This is a genomic window from Spirosoma daeguense, from assembly GCF_054776875.1.
The window spans coordinates 483,799-500,039 of the sequence record NZ_BAAHBF010000003.1 but is presented as its reverse complement, the minus strand read 5'-3'; the positions used below and the strand labels follow the sequence as shown (position 1 = coordinate 500,039).

Genomic DNA, 16,241 nt, shown 5'->3' with positions numbered 1-16,241 from the left:
TAAAAAGAAGCCTCAGAATCTTCTATATTTGTTAAAAGACACAAGCCTCGTTTTCATGAATAAGCTAACCGCCGACGACCTGATTTACGGGTACATCAACGGTATTTTTCCAATGGCCGACGCCGACGGTACGCTCTATTGGTATGCCCCAGACCCAAGGGCTATTATTCCACTTCATACCTATAAACCAGCCAAATCACTACGTCCGGTTCTTAACCGAAACCAGTTCGAAATACGTATCAATGAGGCATTTACCGACGTAATGCATGCCTGCTCTGCTCCGCGCGACGAATTTGATAGTGTCTGGATTTCGAAAGAAATTATTAATGCCTACACCGAACTGCACGAAATGGGGCTAGCTCATAGCATCGAAACGTATATGGATAATCGGCTGGTTGGTGGTTTATATGGCGTAGCGTTAGGTTCTGCTTTTTTTGGCGAATCTATGTTTTATCGGGAGCCCAACGCGTCTAAAGTAGCCTTTCATTATTTAATCGAAATTCTTCGACAACAACAATTTACCCTGCTCGATACTCAATTTATCAATGACAATGTTCGTCGGTATGGGGCTATCGAAATTCCAAAAGCTGATTATCTAAAGCAGTTAAGAACCGCCCTAAAGCACAAGTCTCGCTTTGTTACGTTGCCGACTGGCCCTTTACTCAGTAAACAGACATAGCTTGTTGTAGTGTTTCAGTAAGCGGTCTAAAACCAGAATCGCCTATCTTTGCGGGCATGTCAAAACCCGTACTTGTTCTAAAATTCGGCACAGCTTCCATTACCAAATCAACGGGCGAACCGAACGAGCCTGTCATGGTCGATATTGCCCGGCAGGTAGCCGCTCTCCATCCACACTACCGAATTGTGCTGGTATCATCAGGAGCGGTAGGTGCCGGGAAAGCGTTGATCCAAGATTATCGGGGCGACATCATCCAACGTAAAGCAGCCGCTGCCGTTGGTAATCTGTTACTGCTGAATCAGTATTCGCGTTTCTTTTCGATTTACGGCGTTTCCATCGCACAAAGTCTTTGCGAACGGCATCACTTCGCCAATCGTGACCAGTTTTTGCAACTCAAACAAACTTACGAAGAGTTGTGGGCCAACGGTCTGATTCCAATTGCCAACGAAAACGATGTAGTAAGCAATCGCGAACTGAAATTCTCCGATAACGATGAACTCGCTACGTTGATTGCTGTAGGTTTCGGTGCTAAAGTGCTTATGCTCTGCACGTCGGTTGGGGGCTTACTGGACAATAACGGTCAGATTATACGCCAGATCACTACGTTCGATGAAAGCATATTTGGCGTAGTACGTACCGACAAATCATCGTTGGGCTTGGGGGGAATGGCGTCGAAGTTAACGTTTGCCAAGCTGGCAACCCGTATGGGCATTCGAGTTGTTATTTTTGGGCTAAATGAACCCGACAGCATCAGCAAGGCGTTACGTGGCGAAACAGGTAGTGAATTCACTCCGCAAACCAATACACTCTCAGCTAGAAATCGCTGGCTGGGTAGTGGTAGCCTGGCAGTTGGGCAGGTTCAGATCGATGCAGGTGCCGTAAAAGCACTACGTCAGCGACGAAGCTTACTGGCCGTTGGGGTCAGAGCAATTCCGGGCGACTTTGAGGTAGGTGAAATGGTTGAAATTGTTGATGATCATCAAACGACTATTGCCGTCGCCAGAGCGCGTATTTCATCAGAGACACTTACCCAACAGCTTAATCAGCAGAACGTTGAAGTTGCAAATGCCAATGATATAGTACTTTTGTAATTATGACACCTATTACCCCTCTTCTTCAATCGGCTCAACAGGCAGCAGCCGTTGTTCGTCGGCTCACGCCTGCCCAGAAAACAGATCTTCTGAATCGCTTGGCCGACGTATTGATCGCCAATAGCGCCGACGTACTGCTCGAAAATCAGAAAGATCTGGATAGGATGCCCACATCCGACCCAAAATACGACCGTCTGAAACTTACCGAAGCACGCGTAAATGATCTGGCAAAAAGCTTACGCGACGTAGCGGTGTTGCCCGACCCGGCAGGCGAGGTAATTCTGGAGCGAACAATTGAACAGAGACTTCAACTCAAAAAAATCGCTGTACCACTCGGGGTTGTTGGTGTTATTTATGAAGCTCGTCCAAACGTAACGGTCGACGTAGCGTCGTTGTGTCTGCGCTCGGGTAATGCCTGTGTGTTGAAGGGCGGAAAAGAAGCCGATTTCTCCAACCGTTATCTGGTAGGCCTGATTCAGAACGTATTGCTAGAATTTAACGTACCGAAAGCCGCCGTTACGTTGCTTCCTCCCGATCGCGCTGTTGTAAACGAACTATTAACAGCTACACGCTACGTCGATATTATTATTCCGCGCGGTTCCGAATCTTTGATTCAATACGTCCGTAAAAACTCGCTGGTACCAACTATCGAAACGGGTGCCGGTGTATGTCACGCATACGTAGAGCAAACCGCCGATCTCGATAAAGCCGCAGCTATCGTTGTAAATGGCCGTGTGTCTCGCCCATCGGTCTGTAATTCGCTGGATTGTGTGCTAGTTGACGAAGCGATTGCCGAGCATTTTTTGCCGATGTTAAATGACGATTTCAAGAAATGGAACGTAGAGGTTTTCGCTGATGAAACAGCCTATTCTATTTTCGAAAAATCGGGTTACGAAAAACTACAACACGCCCAATCTGAAGACTTTGGCCGTGAATTTCTGGATTACAAAATTGCCGTTAAAGTCGTTTCAGGGCTAGAAGAGGCATTGTCTCACATTCAAGCTTATTCGTCGCGCCATTCAGAAGCGATTCTGTCGCAAAATCAGGAATTGATTGACCTGTTTTTAGGTGAAGTGGACGCGGCTGCCGTTTATGCTAATGCATCAACACGGTTTACGGATGGTGGCGTATTTGGCCTTGGCGCTGAAATTGGCATTTCAACTCAGAAACTTCATGCCCGTGGCCCATTCGCCCTAGAGAAGCTTGTTACCGAAAAATGGGTTGTGGTAGGCGACGGTCAGGTTCGTTGGTAAATCTCATTAAAAATAAAATCAGTCCAGTTACAACCTATCCACGGTTGATGATAGAGATTTCTTGAACTCTTACCGCATTACGCAGTTGTCAGAAGGTAGTCAGCCTATGGCAATTGCGTAATGTGGGGGTTGCAAAATAGCCAGCTATTGAATTAAAACTGCTGGTTTTTACAACTTACTTATGCCCTCCTCCCATCGCTTGAAAGCTTCCAGATAACTTTTATGATTTTTTAGATTGGGTTTGAACGTATCACCAAAAGCGACACGGTCAGCGGCAGCGTCCAGCGTTTTCAGGATACCTTCTGCTTTCATTGTCAACAGAATAGCCCCCATCGAACCGCTTTCGTTACTGGCATTCAATCTCACTGGAACACCGGCCATATCGGCCAGCATCTGCACCCAGAACTTCGATTGAGCGAAACCGCCGTTGGCATGAATTACCTGCGCTGAACCCGTATGCTCAATAAGTAGCTTGTTAATACTGAGCAGATTAAACAAAACTCCTTCTAAAGCTGCACGAACAAAATGCGCTCGCGTATGCTGCCAGTCGACGTTCAGGTAGGCCCCACGTACCGAGGCATCCCAAAGTGGAGCGCGTTCTCCCTGAAGATAAGGCAGAAAAACCAGTCCGTCGGAGCCGGGCGAAATGGTAGCCGCTTCAGTAAGTACGGCTTCGGTTTCCTGAAGTGTTAGTTTTTCCGTTACCCATTCCAGTACGTTACCGCCATTGTTGGTTGGGCCACCTACTACGTAGTAACCTTCGTCAAGATAATAACAGAACAGCCGACCTTTCTCATCACGTAGCGGTTTACGAACCGTTTGCCGAATAGCCCCGCTTGTACCAATAGTCAACGTAGCGGTGCCGCGTTTGATAGCACCTGCACCCAGATTTGCCAGACAGCCATCCGATGCGCCAATAAGCAGTGATACGTTAGCCGGAAGACCGGTTTTCTGGGTTTGGGCATTCGCCTGATAAGGGCGCTGATACGTTGTTGGCACGGGCGTTGAGAGTTGGTCGGCACGAACACCAGCAAACGTCATCGCTTTTTCGCTCCATTGCCGTTTGCGCTCGTTGAACAAACCGGTAGCCGTTGCCATCGAAAAATCTATCGCAAACTCTCCGGTCAGCTTATGCCACAAGTATTCTTTAATGGAGCCAAAATGGGGAGTTCGATGCAGTGCGCGCGGGTCGTGCTGACGTAGCCAGGCCAGTTTGCACAGCGGAATCATCGGGTGAATTGGCGTTCCCGTTTCTTTATGAATTGCCTTACCAAGACGTGCCTCCGTAGTACGAAGTTCGGTTGCCTGTGCTTCGGCCCGATTGTCGGACCAGATGATTGCATTTCCCAACGCTTGACCGTCATCATCCATAGGCAGTACGCTATGCATAGCCGTACAAAACGCTACGTGCGTGGCGATATGATCAGTTGCTTTTAGCTCCTGATTTACCTCAGCCATCACCTGTTCAAACGCCAGCCAGATTTCAGCGGGGTCCTGTTCAGCGTATCCCGGTTCAGGATTTAGCGTTGTAACGGGAGCCGATGCATGTGCCAAAATCGTACTCAAGTCTGGCGACATGGCTAAAGCCTTTACGTTTGTCGTTCCGATATCAACGCCAATAAAACAGTTCATAAGATATTTTCCACAAAGAGGCACCGAGCGTAAAAGAGATTCCCAGAGACTTTGTGTATCTCTTTTATTCTCAGTGCTTCTCTGTGGCTAAATTTTTAGTTACAACTTATAAAATAACGTAGCGTTTTCGCCAAAAACCTTCGCCCGAGCTTCGTCGCCCCAAGGTGCTACGTATTCCTCTACGAGATTTTTGACCTGTGTATAATTAGCAGCAACCAGACATACCGGCCAGTCGGAGCCAAACAACAGCCTATCTGGGCCGAAGTGCTCAAAGGCGATGTCCAGATAAGGGAAAAAGTCCTTTTTGCTCCAGTTTTGCCAATCGGCTTCGGTTACCATCCCCGACAGTTTGCAGGAAACATGCTTGTATTTGGCAATCTCAGCCATAAAATTCGACCACCGATTGATCTCCTGCTTTTTGATATATGGCTTGGCCAGATGATCGATCACAAAGTTGACTTCCGGCACGGCTTTCACCAGTTGCAAAGCCGCTTTTAGTTGCGTTGGATAGATCAGAATATCGTATGTCAGACCAAAATCGGCTAATTTTCGGATACCTTCTATTACTGAAGGACGAGCAAGAAAATCGTCGGGTTCAGCTTGTGCTACGTGCCGATAGCCTTTAATTTCTTTGTGCTGAGCGAAAAATTCTAACCGATCAACAAGCTGTGCCGATTGCAAATCAACCCAGCCAACCACTCCTTTTACGAAGTCGTAATTCTGGGCCATCTGCGTTAGAAACAGCGTTTCTTCTTCCGACTGTGAAGCCTGCACGGCTACGCAACCATCGATACCATTTTGAGTCAGGACGGGTTCTAAGTCAGCAGGTAAAAAATCACGCTGAATCACAGCCATGTCGTCTGTAATCCAGCTATCACGAACAGGATCAAAATGCCAGAAATGCTGGTGAGCGTCGATTGTCATTGTATGAACCGAGATTGAAAGAGTTGAAATAGATTCTGAACCGGGATTTAGCTGAAGGAATTACACGATTTTGTTAATTAAATATGTGCCTCAGAGAAGCGAAAACAAAATCCAATAAATCCTTAAATCAGCTAAATCCCGGTTCAGAAGTTCGGTTTAAACAAATGCGACAGCTGTCTGTTTTTGCTCGCCAAGTCCTTCGATACCTAATTCTACTACGTCGCCGGGTTTGAGGAAACGTTGTGGTTTTAGGCCCATGCCCACACCAGCAGGTGTTCCGGTTGAGATAACGTCGCCGGGTAGTAACGTCATGAATTGGCTGATATAACTCACGAGCGTTGGTACGTTGAAAATCATATCGTCGGTGTTTGAATTCTGCAATTCTTCACCATTTATTTTGAGCCACAGGTTCAATGCATTCGGATTAGGTACTTCGTCTTTCGTAACCAGATAGGGCCCGAGTGGGGCGTACGTATCGGCGCTTTTGCCTTTTACCCACTGACCACCGCGCTCCAACTGCCACGCACGTTCGCTATAGTCGTTATGCACGGCATAGCCCGCTACGTACTCCATTGCTTCATCGAGTTCAACGTAGCTGGCGCGCTTACCGATAATGATTGCCAATTCAACTTCCCAGTCGGTTTTTTCAGACCGTTTCGGAATCACTACGTTATCGTTCGGACCAACAAGAGCCGTGGTCGACTTGAAAAATAAAATTGGTTCAGCAGGGGAAGCAGCACCGGTTTCGGCCGCGTGTTTGGCATAGTTCAAGCCTACGCATACAATTTTTGACGGACGTTTTACACAAGACGCCAAACGCTGATCGGCCGCTATTTCCGGGCAATTATGAGCGTGCGCCGTAAGCCAGTGAGCGAGCCGTTCGGGGCCGTTGCTGGCGAAGAAAGATTCATCGTAATCTTCACCAAAATGCGTTACGTCGATACGTTGACCGGAGGGTAATTCAACACCGGGATGTTCGTGGTCGGGCGAGCCGAATCGGAAGAGTTTCATGCGGAATGATTGTACGTTGACAGAAAAAAGCCTGTGAGGGTGCAAGTTTAACCATTATTCGGCAAGTATTTGGTCAAAAACCATTTCGCTTTCCTGACTCACGTAACAACCGATTCCGGCTCGAATCAGGATGGCGAAATAATAATAATAATACGTTACGTCAGAAATCGGCAAAAAATTGATTTAAAAAGATAATTTTGAATACTATATGTTTACTTATTTTAGTTTTTGAATCTTTATTATATCTAAACTTTCCCAAAACTTAGCACCTTATGAAAGCAAACGGTTTACTGATTCTCGCTTTTCTGTTTTACACTAGCTGGGGTTTTGCCCAAACGGTAACCCCACTCGCAGCCAACGGCCGACTGAAAGTGGTTGGTAATCAGCTCACAAACGAATCGGGCAAAGCTATTCAGCTTCGGGGCATGAGTTCCCACGGTCTGCAATGGTTCGACCAATGCTATACCCAATCTTCCGTAAATGCGCTGGCTACGGATTGGGGAGCCGACATGTTTCGGGCTGCGATGTATGTCGATGAAGGTGGTTATTTGAACAATCAGAGTGGACTTCGGACTAAAATCAACCAGATTGTTGACTGGACTGCACAAGCCGGTGTTTATTGTATCATCGACTGGCACATTCTAAATCCCGGCAATCCGAACGACCGTCTGTCGTATGCACTCGATTTCTTCAAAACGATGGCCCAGACGCACGCTGGCAAGAAGCACGTCATTTATGAAATCTGTAACGAACCGAACGGTGTCGACTGGAATACGATCAAATCCTACGCCGATCAGGTTATTCCGGCCATCCGTCAATACGACCCCGAAGCCATAATTCTGGTGGGTACACCGCAGTGGTGCCAGCGACCGCAAGACGTACTGAGCAATCCGTTGAGTGGAGCCAACGCGCATAACATCATGTATACGTTCCATTATTATGCGGCATCGCACTTTTTCCAGAGCGACATTCGGTCGGTAACCAATCAACTGCCCCTGTTCTGTAGCGAATGGGGAACCTGTACGTATACGGGTGGCGGAAATCTGGATTTAAACAACAGCCAAGCGTGGGTCGATTTGATGGCAGGCAACAATCCGGGTGGACAAAAAATTAGCTGGAGCAACTGGACATTTTCCGATGCGGGCGAATCGTCAGCGGCATTAAACGGCGGAGCCTGTAACAGTCAGCAGTGGAATAACACGAGTCCGTCGGGTACGTGGGTGAAAGATCATATTCTCAACCCTGCCGATGATTTCGGGCCTGTCACGCCTTCGATTTCTATTGTTAGCCCAGCCAATAATTCGACCATTGCCATCGGCGCGAATCTGGTTATTAACGCCAGTGTCAATAACGCTACGGCCACAGGAGTTGACTTTTATAATGGCACTACGTTACTGGGCACCGACGCTACGTCGCCCTATTCGTGGACTATTGCAGCTATTCAGCAAGGTTCGTATTCGCTTTCGGCTAAAGCCTTCGTTGGCAGTGGGAATCTAACGTCATCGGTTGTACAGGTTACGGCAACACCAGCACCAAATCAACCGCCAACCGTTAGTCTGACTTCACCAGCCAATAATGCCGCATTTCAGACACCAGCCACTATTCCGATAGCAGCTACCGCAAATGATTCTGACGGAACAATTTCGAAGGTCGAATTCTACAATGGAGCAACGAAACTGGGCGAAGATGCTACGTCGCCTTATGAATTTAGCTGGACAGGAGCCTCTGTCGGTACGTATACAATCACGGCCAAAGCTTTTGATAATCAGAACGCCGTCACAACATCATCGGCGATAACCGTACATGTTTATAATCAGGGCAGCCCCGATCCAACCGCCGATCTGATTGGCCCTGACTGCGTGTATAAAAATGCCGTTCAGCTTTTCGAAGCCAACGCCAATAAACTGCCAAACGCAACGAGTTTTTCGTGGTGGTGTACGGGTTCAACCAACAGCATTACACCCACACAGCCCGGCAAAGCCACTATCAACTTTGGCCCTAATTTCACAGGCGGACAGGTTTGCGTAGGTATCAACTACTCAGCGGCTCCGTGGTATTCGCAGTTTTGCAAGAACGTAACAGTTTGCCCCGGCACGCCACCTACCAACCCAACCAATCAGAATCCAACAGTAGCTCTGACTTCGCCCAGCGCGAACGCTACGTTCACAGCTCCAGCTAGCGTTATGTTAACGGCTTCGGCCAGTGATTCGGATGGTAGCGTGACTAAAGTTGAGTTTTTTAGCGGTTCAACGAAGCTTGGCGAAAGTACCAGCTCACCCTATCAGTTTGTCTGGAACAGCGTAGGCGCTGGCAATTATACGCTCACGGCGAAAGCTACCGATAACGGTGGTGCCACTGCTACGTCGGGTACAATCAACATTCAGGTAAGTAATCCGGCACCGGTCAATCAAGCACCAACAGTTGCACTCACGTCGCCTACCACAAACGCTACGTTCGCGGCCCCGGCTACCATTACGTTGTCGGCAAATGCCAATGATACGGATGGCACAATCAGTAAAGTTGAATTCTACAACGGTTCAACCAAACTCGGCGAAGATGCTACGTCGCCCTATACGTTCAGTTGGAGCAGCGTAAATGCTGGTACGTATACGCTCACAGCCAAATCCATTGATAATCTGGGCGCAACTGCTACGTCGGCGGGTGTTGTGATTACTGTTATTGCTTCTACCCCACCAACGAACCCAACCGCCGATCTGATTGGGCCAAATTGCGTGGCGGTTAATGCCGTGCAGGTATTTGAGGTGAATCCAGCAAAAATGGCTAATGCAACAAATTTTTCGTGGTGGTGCACGGGCTCAACCAGCAGTATAACCGCTACGCAGCCAGGAAAAGCGACGTATAGCTTCGGTCCCTGGTTTACAGGTGGTCAGGTTTGCGTCGGTATTAATTATTCGGCATCGCCTTGGTATTCACAGTTTTGCAAGAACGTAACAGTTTGCGCACCCGGTGCGCGAGTAAGTATCGAAGAAGTTGCCAATAATCTCGTTTTTCCAAATCCAACGACAGATGCCTTTTCATTTGAAGTTGAACGCGATGTTCAGTCAATAAACGTAGTGGATGAAATGGGACGAAATCGATTGAAATTAGGCACCGCTAAAGCAGGTCAGACAATTCGTTTCGGAGAGCAGTTACCAGCCGGTTCTTATCTGTTCCATATTCAATACGACAATAAGGAACATCGGTCTATCCGTCTTTTAAAATCGGGGAAATAAGTCATTAATAAAACCCTCCCGAAAACTGAGGATTTTCGGGAGGGTTTTTAAATAATTCTTAAAATACTACGTGTTTTAAGAATTCAGGCGCGTGAAACCACCATCGAGTGGATAGTCGCAACCGGTAGCGAAACCGGCTTCGTCAGAACACAAATAGAGTGCAAACGCACCAATTTCTTCGGGTTTGGCCATACGACCAATGGGCTGTGTTTTCGATAGTTTGGCGAACATTTCCGCTTCCTGACCGGGGTAATTTTTGGCCAGAAACCCATCGACGAACGGCGTATGAACCCGCGCTGGAGAAATGCAGTTGCACCGAATATTATCGCTCAGGTAGTCTTTCGCTACCGACAATGTCATGCTCAAAACAGCACCTTTACTCATCGAATAGGCAAACCGATCAGACAATCCCAACGTAGCAGCAACCGATGCCATGTTCAGAATAACTCCGCCACCGTTGGCTTTCAGATGCGGAATGGTGGCGTGCAAACAGTTATAAACACCTTTAATATTAATCCGAACGATCCGGTCGAAATCAGCTTCCGACGTAGTATCCGCTTTCCCGATGTGCGACACGCCAGCGTTATTGACCAGAATATGAATCGGGCCAGCAGCCGCAATTTTCCCGATAACGTCGACAACCTGCTCCTGATTCGATACGTCGACAGCGTGTGCTTCGGCTTGTCCACCAGCGGCTTTAATGTCAGCCGCTACCTGTTGCGCCTGCTGATCATTGATTTCCAGAATATGAACCGTAGCGCCAGCCTGTGCAAACGCCTGCGAAATAGCCAGCCCAATTCCACTGGCCCCGCCCGTAATCAGGGCTGTTTTATTTTTGAGAGAAAACATAAAGAGTGAAAGAATGAAAGAGCGAAAGAGTGATGATTGCGGATATGCGCTCTTTCACTCATTCACTCTTTCGCCATATTAAAGTGAAACCCCGCGTTTCCAGGGGATGAAATCGTCCTGACCGAGTCGCTCAGCTTGCGTTATGACCTCGCCAGAAGCCAGCCGGATAATGTATTCCAGTAATTCGTCGGCATTTTTCTCAATGCTCTGCTCGCCATCGACAACCGGGCCACTATCGAAATCGATTACGTCGGGCATCCGATTTTTCAACGTAGTATTCGTCGACACTTTTACAACCGGGCAAACCGGGTTACCCGTAGGCGTACCCAAACCTGTTGTAAATAAAATTACGGTTGCGCCCGAACCCGCCATGCCGGTTGTTGCTTCTACGTCATTTCCGGGGGTGCAGAGCAGATTCAGGCCGGGCGTAACAATAGGTTCGGCATAATCCAGTACGTCGGCAACGGGAGCCGTTCCGCCTTTTTTAGCTGCTCCTGCCGATTTGATAGCATCGGTAATCAGGCCATCTTTAATATTTCCGGGCGAGGGATTCATATCGAAACCCGAACCAACAGCCTCAGCCTGAGCAGAATAATCGCCCATGAGCGTAATGAATTTCTGGGCTTTTGCATTGTCAGGAGTCCGGTTGATGAGTTCCTGCTCAACGCCGTTCAGCTCAGGAAATTCGGCCAGAACGGTTTTACCCCCCAAACCAACCAGATTATCAGACAAATGCCCGAGCACCGGATTGGCTGAAATACCCGAGAAACCATCCGAACCGCCACACTTCAACCCTACGGTTAAAGCGCTGAGTGGCGCGGGCTTCCGCTCAATTTTATTGATTTCGACCAACCCAAGAAATGTTTCCTTAATAGCCTGCGACATGAGCGCGTATTCCGTGCCAGCCTGTTGTTCGAAAAGCAACAAGGGTTTATCAAATTTTGGATTCTGTCGTTTAATTTCTTCCGAAATCATGTCGACCTGTAAATGCTGACAACCCAGACTCAATACTGTAGCACCGGCTACGTTCGGATTATTAATGAATCCGGCCAGTAATGAGCAGAGATACGCCGAATCCTGACGAGTGCCACCACAACCCATTTCGTGCGTCAGAAACTTAATGCCATCCACATTTTTGAAAGGGCGATTGGCCGCTGTCGACTGAACATGTTGAAGTGTATGATTCTGTTCAGCGTCGACAAATGGCTGCATCTTTTTCACTACGTCCATTTCACCGGCTTTATACAGACTCAGCATCTCATGCACCTGATCGCGATACATTTCGGGCTGGGCATAACCCAGTTCACGCTCAAATGCATCCTTAAGAATTAGCACATTCCGATTTTCGCAGAAAACCAGCGGCACAATTACCCAATAGTTTCGCGTACCAACGCTGCCGTCGGCCCTATGATAGCCCTTAAATGTCCGCCCCTGCCAGGCCGATACGTCGGGCGCTTGCCAGGAAAACGGCTGTTTTTTATCAAGACTATATTTGTCGGCATCGTGCTTCAGGTTGAACGTAGTGATTGGTTCGCCCCGCCGAATTGGCTGGGTCGCTTTACCCACCAATACGCCATACATTGTAATCGGTTCGCCAATCTGACGATCCTCGGTCACGAATTTATGTTTGGCTCCCACAGCATACGGAAGCTCATACGTTTCATTTTCAAATTCAATCCGTTCGCCCGCCGACAGGTTACGTAACGCAACGATTACATTATCGGCAGAATGAACTTTCAGGACACGAGCAGTCATCAGGCAATCTTTTTTTATAGTAAAGAGACATATTAGCCCGAAATATACCACCTCCGCCAAAAACTTTAGCCAATGCTATTGCGAATGTGAGTGTCATTGGCAAGTTTTAAGCCGAAATCCTGACCTTACCTATGCCCCCATCGTTACCTGTTCAGAAAACCGGCTTCCCGGCTGGCCGTCTTATGTCTATTGATGCCTATCGAGGCTTCGTGATGACATTGATGGCTGCCGAAATTCTCCGGTTTCACGATCTCCATGAATCTTTTCCCGATAGCAGTTTCTGGGCCTTTCTGACTCATCATCAGAGCCACGTAGCGTGGGCAGGCTGCTCGCTGCACGATTTAATTCAGCCGTCGTTTTCGTTTCTGGTAGGCGTAGCCCTGCCCTACTCTATCGCCAGCCGAGCCACTCAAACACAGTCGTTCGGTAATCAGTTTGGTCATGCACTACGTCGTTCGCTTATTCTAATTTTGTTGGGTTTCTTTCTACGTTCTACCCACGCTGAGCAAACGAATTTCACTTTTGAAGATACGCTAACACAAATTGGGCTGGGTTATCCATTTCTATTTCTGTTAGGTCACACAAAACCGCGAACAACCTGGTTTGCCTTTGCTGGTATTCTGCTTGCGTATTGGCTGGCTTTCGTTCTCTATCCTGCGCCTGGGGCCAATTTTGATTACAGTGCCGTTAATGTTCCACCCGACTGGTCCGAACATTATACGGGGTTAATGGCTCATTTCAACAAAAACAGCAATCTGGCCTGGGCATTCGATACGTGGTTTCTGAATCTATTCCCGCGCGCAAAAGTCTTTTTATTTAATGGCGGTGGTTATGCTACGTTAAGTTTCATACCAACGCTGGGCACTATGATACTGGGCCTACAGGCGGGTCGGTGGCTGCGAGAAGGGCTTAGTTCGCGCGAGTTGCTTAAACGATTAGTCATAGCCGGAGCCATAAGTATTGCGGGTGGCTTACTGCTCCATTTTTTGGGTATATGCCCGATTGTAAAGCGCATCTGGACACCCGCCTGGGTGTTGTTTAGCGGTGGCTGGTGTTGCTGGTTGCTGGCTCTCTTTTTCGGTGTTATCGACGTAGCACAATATCGGAAATGGGCGTTCCCGCTGGTGGTGGTTGGTATGAATTCGATTACTATTTACTGTCTGGTTCATCTCATCGACCACTTTATCATTACGTCTCTTTACACCCATCTGGGACATGGCATTTTTCAGATTTTTGGCACCGCCTTCGAATCGTTTTTGATTGGCCTGATCACACTGGGCGTTTTTTACCTGATTCTTCTCTGGATGTACCGGAGAAAACTCTTTATCCGAATCTGATTGTATGCTTACAGCTAATCTGCTGAACCTGTTCGACCAAACCATTTTTTACGGTACGCTTACCATCGAAAATGGGCGAATTATTCAGATCACGAACCTTGGCCCCGAACGGCCCGATGCCCCTTACATATTACCCGGCTTTGTGGATGCGCACGTACACGTTGAAAGTTCGTTGCTTACACCTCCTCAATTTGCCCGACTGGCTGTGCTGCACGGCACGGTAGCAACGGTATCTGACCCGCACGAAATTGGTAACGTATTGGGTGTGGATGGTGTGCATTATATGCTTGAAGAAGCTAAGCGTGTTCCGTTCAAATTCATGTTCGGTGCGCCATCGTGCGTACCAGCCACTACGTTCGAGACCGGCGGTGCGACCATCAACGTGAACGATGTACGAAAGCTGTTGGGTATGAAAGAAATTGGCTATCTGGCCGAGATGATGAACTTTCCGGGCGTACTACATGCCGACCCCGACGTAATGGCCAAAATTGCGCTGGCTAAGGCGTTCAATAAACCCGTTGATGGTCATGCTCCGGGCCTGATGGGCGATGATGCGCAGACGTATATTGATGCGGGTATTACTACTGACCACGAATGCTTTACGTATGAAGAAGGTCTTGATAAGGCCCAGCGGGGAATGGATATTCTCATTCGGGAAGGCAGTGCAGCCAAAAATTTCGAGGCTCTGATTCCGCTGATTGATCAGTTTCCGACGCAAATCATGTTTTGTTCCGACGACAAACACCCTGATACGTTGGCCGTCGGGCACATTAATCAACTGGTGATGCGGGCGCTGGCGAAAGGACATTCACTCTGGAATATTCTACGAGCGGCCTGTATGAATCCGGTACTTCACTACCGATTACCCGTAGGCCTATTACGGGAAGGCGATCCTGCTGATTACATTGTAGTAAAGAATCTGCGGGATTTCCGGGTGCAACAAACCTTCATCAATGGAGAACTTGTTGCCGAAAATGGTCAGACGCACATTCCAGATATACGTAGTGAACACATTAACAAATTCAACTGTACAGCGAAACAATCAGTTGATTTTGCGGTCAAACTTACTAGTGCTGGCGAGGAAAAACCCCTAATCCGCGTCATTGAAGCCCTCGACGGGCAGCTTATCACCAACGAACTTCAGTTTGAAGCATTGGTTGACGGCGACCAGATCGTTTCTGACGTATCACGCGACATTCTGAAGCTGGTTGTCGTAAATCGGTATCAGGACACCCCGCCAGCGATTGCCTTTATCAAAAACTTCGGTCTTAAACACGGAGCCCTTGCCTCGTCGGTTGGGCATGATTCTCACAACATTACGGCGGTTGGTTGCGACGATGAAAGCATTTGTCGGGCAATAAATCTGGTCATAGAAGCGCAAGGTGGCTTATCAGCAGTAAGCGGAACTAACACGAGCGAGCATGAACATGACGTGATGAGCCGACGTGAATTTCTGCATCTGACCACTACGCCCGATACGCAGTTACTCCCGTTACCAGTTGCCGGACTGATGACAGATGATGACGGTTTCGACGTAGCAGGGCAGTATGCAGCGCTTGATACGTATGCTAAACAGGAGCTAGGAAGTACGCTATCAGCCCCTTACATGACCCTATCCTTTATGGCGCTGTTAGTGATTCCGGCTCTCAAGTTGAGTGATAAGGGGTTATTCGATGGAAAAACGTTTACTTTCACCTCTCTTCAAATAGTGAAATAAGAATTAAAAAAAATTTTATTTAGCTACCTTTTTTAATTCTATTTTTTATCGGTAAGTTTACACACCTCAAGGCTATTCCTAACCTTTACTTATCCTATCTAGCATGGCTCGCTCTCGTACCCAAACCGGCCCCGACGATGAAACCTTATGGAATCTTTTTCGCGGTGGTGATGAAAATGCGTTTGCCCGATTGTATCAAAATTATGTTCAAACACTCTACCATTACTGCGCCCACTTTGCTACTGACCGGGCTTTAATTAAAGATTGTATACACGATTTATTTGTAGAACTCTGGAAACATCGCACTACTATCGGCCCAACTACTTCGGTACGATTTTATCTGATGGCTTCCATCAAACGTAAACTTGTAAGGCACTTAACCGCTGAGCAGAAATTAATTAGTCAGGATGATATGAGCAATGGCCGGCGCGTAGGCGACATGCTACCCGGAGCCGACCCATCGCACGAGAATCTGATGATTGCCTTTGAGGAAGACACGTTCATTAATGACTGTCTGCATCAGGCGCTCGAAAAGCTTCCACGTCGCCAGCGTGAAGCGGTTCACCTCCGTTATTTTCAGAACATGAGCAATGAGGAAATTTCGGCCCTCATGCAAATCAATATCCAGTCAGTTTATAACCTGATTTTCGGCGCCATGAGCAATCTGAAGCGTTATGTCACGTTAGAAAATGTGTCTCTTTGACGCTGACTACTCCTAAACCTAACCTAGCCCGGTAGCCCTGACGCAGCTACCGGGCTT

At 47.9% G+C, this 16,241-nt stretch carries 12 protein-coding genes; 7 read left to right on the top strand and 5 right to left on the bottom strand.

The features are described 5' to 3' along the window. The first annotated feature begins 55 nt into the window (after positions 1 to 55). The 3 genes from aat to ACYVD4_RS11160 are packed head-to-tail and all read left to right on the top strand — an operon-like array spanning position 56 to position 3,023. Entirely contained in the window at positions 56 to 679 is a 624-nt protein-coding gene (gene aat, locus ACYVD4_RS11170) for a leucyl/phenylalanyl-tRNA--protein transferase (protein WP_460945490.1), read from the top strand. Between the two features lie 56 nt (positions 680 to 735). Further along, positions 736 to 1,770, top strand: a complete 1,035-nt coding sequence (proB, locus tag ACYVD4_RS11165; protein ID WP_460945488.1) for a glutamate 5-kinase — start codon at positions 736 to 738, stop codon at positions 1,768 to 1,770. A gap of 2 nt (positions 1,771 to 1,772) precedes the next feature. After that, the gene (locus ACYVD4_RS11160; protein WP_460945486.1) at positions 1,773 to 3,023 is read left to right on the top strand and encodes a glutamate-5-semialdehyde dehydrogenase; all 1,251 of its coding nucleotides are present in this window, start codon (positions 1,773 to 1,775) and stop codon (positions 3,021 to 3,023) included. A 168-nt stretch (positions 3,024 to 3,191) separates the two neighbouring features. On the opposite strand, the gene ACYVD4_RS11155 is transcribed toward ACYVD4_RS11160, so the two are convergent. The 3 genes from ACYVD4_RS11155 to ACYVD4_RS11145 form a co-directional block, all read right to left on the bottom strand. Beyond that, positions 3,192 to 4,655, bottom strand: coding sequence for a gluconokinase (locus ACYVD4_RS11155; RefSeq protein WP_460945484.1), 1,464 nt, complete (start codon positions 4,653 to 4,655; stop codon positions 3,192 to 3,194). Between the two features lie 99 nt (positions 4,656 to 4,754). Further along, positions 4,755 to 5,579 (bottom strand): amidohydrolase family protein, encoded by an 825-nt coding sequence (locus tag ACYVD4_RS11150; protein WP_460945482.1) that lies wholly within the window; start codon positions 5,577 to 5,579, stop codon positions 4,755 to 4,757. Positions 5,580 to 5,735: 156 nt separating this feature from the next. After that, a complete protein-coding gene (locus ACYVD4_RS11145; protein ID WP_460945480.1) occupies positions 5,736 to 6,590 on the bottom strand; it encodes a fumarylacetoacetate hydrolase family protein in 855 nt (284 codons plus the stop codon). A gap of 272 nt (positions 6,591 to 6,862) precedes the next feature. Here ACYVD4_RS11145 and ACYVD4_RS11140 point away from each other — a divergent pair, with 272 nt between their 5' ends. Continuing rightward, positions 6,863 to 9,823, top strand: coding sequence for an Ig-like domain-containing protein (locus ACYVD4_RS11140; protein WP_460945478.1), 2,961 nt, complete (start codon positions 6,863 to 6,865; stop codon positions 9,821 to 9,823). Positions 9,824 to 9,898: 75 nt separating this feature from the next. Here the strand turns inward: ACYVD4_RS11140 and ACYVD4_RS11135 are convergent, their stop codons facing one another. Continuing rightward, entirely contained in the window at positions 9,899 to 10,672 is a 774-nt protein-coding gene (locus ACYVD4_RS11135; protein ID WP_460945476.1) for an SDR family NAD(P)-dependent oxidoreductase, read from the bottom strand. Between the two features lie 78 nt (positions 10,673 to 10,750). Further along, the gene (locus ACYVD4_RS11130; protein WP_460945474.1) at positions 10,751 to 12,427 is read right to left on the bottom strand and encodes a UxaA family hydrolase; all 1,677 of its coding nucleotides are present in this window, start codon (positions 12,425 to 12,427) and stop codon (positions 10,751 to 10,753) included. 131 nt (positions 12,428 to 12,558) lie between these two features. On the opposite strand from ACYVD4_RS11130, the gene ACYVD4_RS11125 reads away from it, so the two are divergent. From ACYVD4_RS11125 to ACYVD4_RS11115, 3 genes are all read left to right on the top strand, one after another. After that, positions 12,559 to 13,764 (top strand): acyltransferase family protein, encoded by a 1,206-nt coding sequence (locus ACYVD4_RS11125; RefSeq protein ID WP_460945472.1) that lies wholly within the window; start codon positions 12,559 to 12,561, stop codon positions 13,762 to 13,764. A 4-nt stretch (positions 13,765 to 13,768) separates the two neighbouring features. Beyond that, positions 13,769 to 15,481 carry an adenine deaminase gene (gene ade, locus ACYVD4_RS11120; protein WP_460945470.1) on the top strand — a complete coding sequence of 571 codons (1,713 nt, stop codon included), beginning with the start codon at positions 13,769 to 13,771 and terminating at the stop codon, positions 15,479 to 15,481. A gap of 103 nt (positions 15,482 to 15,584) precedes the next feature. Then, positions 15,585 to 16,184, top strand: coding sequence for an RNA polymerase sigma factor (locus tag ACYVD4_RS11115; RefSeq protein WP_190885223.1), 600 nt, complete (start codon positions 15,585 to 15,587; stop codon positions 16,182 to 16,184). The last annotated feature ends 57 nt before the right edge of the window (positions 16,185 to 16,241 follow it).

Coding starts and splice junctions, on each gene's coding strand:
- ACYVD4_RS11160 (WP_460945486.1), top strand. CDS start 1,773: ATGACACCTATTACCCCTCTTCTTCAATCGGCTCAACAGGCAGCAGCC.
- ACYVD4_RS11140 (WP_460945478.1), top strand. CDS start 6,863: ATGAAAGCAAACGGTTTACTGATTCTCGCTTTTCTGTTTTACACTAGC.
- ACYVD4_RS11145 (WP_460945480.1), bottom strand. CDS start 6,590: ATGAAACTCTTCCGATTCGGCTCGCCCGACCACGAACATCCCGGTGTT.
- aat (WP_460945490.1), top strand. CDS start 56: ATGAATAAGCTAACCGCCGACGACCTGATTTACGGGTACATCAACGGT.
- ACYVD4_RS11125 (WP_460945472.1), top strand. CDS start 12,559: ATGCCCCCATCGTTACCTGTTCAGAAAACCGGCTTCCCGGCTGGCCGT.
- ACYVD4_RS11130 (WP_460945474.1), bottom strand. CDS start 12,427: ATGACTGCTCGTGTCCTGAAAGTTCATTCTGCCGATAATGTAATCGTT.
- ACYVD4_RS11150 (WP_460945482.1), bottom strand. CDS start 5,579: ATGACAATCGACGCTCACCAGCATTTCTGGCATTTTGATCCTGTTCGT.
- ACYVD4_RS11155 (WP_460945484.1), bottom strand. CDS start 4,655: ATGAACTGTTTTATTGGCGTTGATATCGGAACGACAAACGTAAAGGCT.
- ACYVD4_RS11115 (WP_190885223.1), top strand. CDS start 15,585: ATGGCTCGCTCTCGTACCCAAACCGGCCCCGACGATGAAACCTTATGG.
- ACYVD4_RS11135 (WP_460945476.1), bottom strand. CDS start 10,672: ATGTTTTCTCTCAAAAATAAAACAGCCCTGATTACGGGCGGGGCCAGT.
- proB (WP_460945488.1), top strand. CDS start 736: ATGTCAAAACCCGTACTTGTTCTAAAATTCGGCACAGCTTCCATTACC.
- ade (WP_460945470.1), top strand. CDS start 13,769: ATGCTTACAGCTAATCTGCTGAACCTGTTCGACCAAACCATTTTTTAC.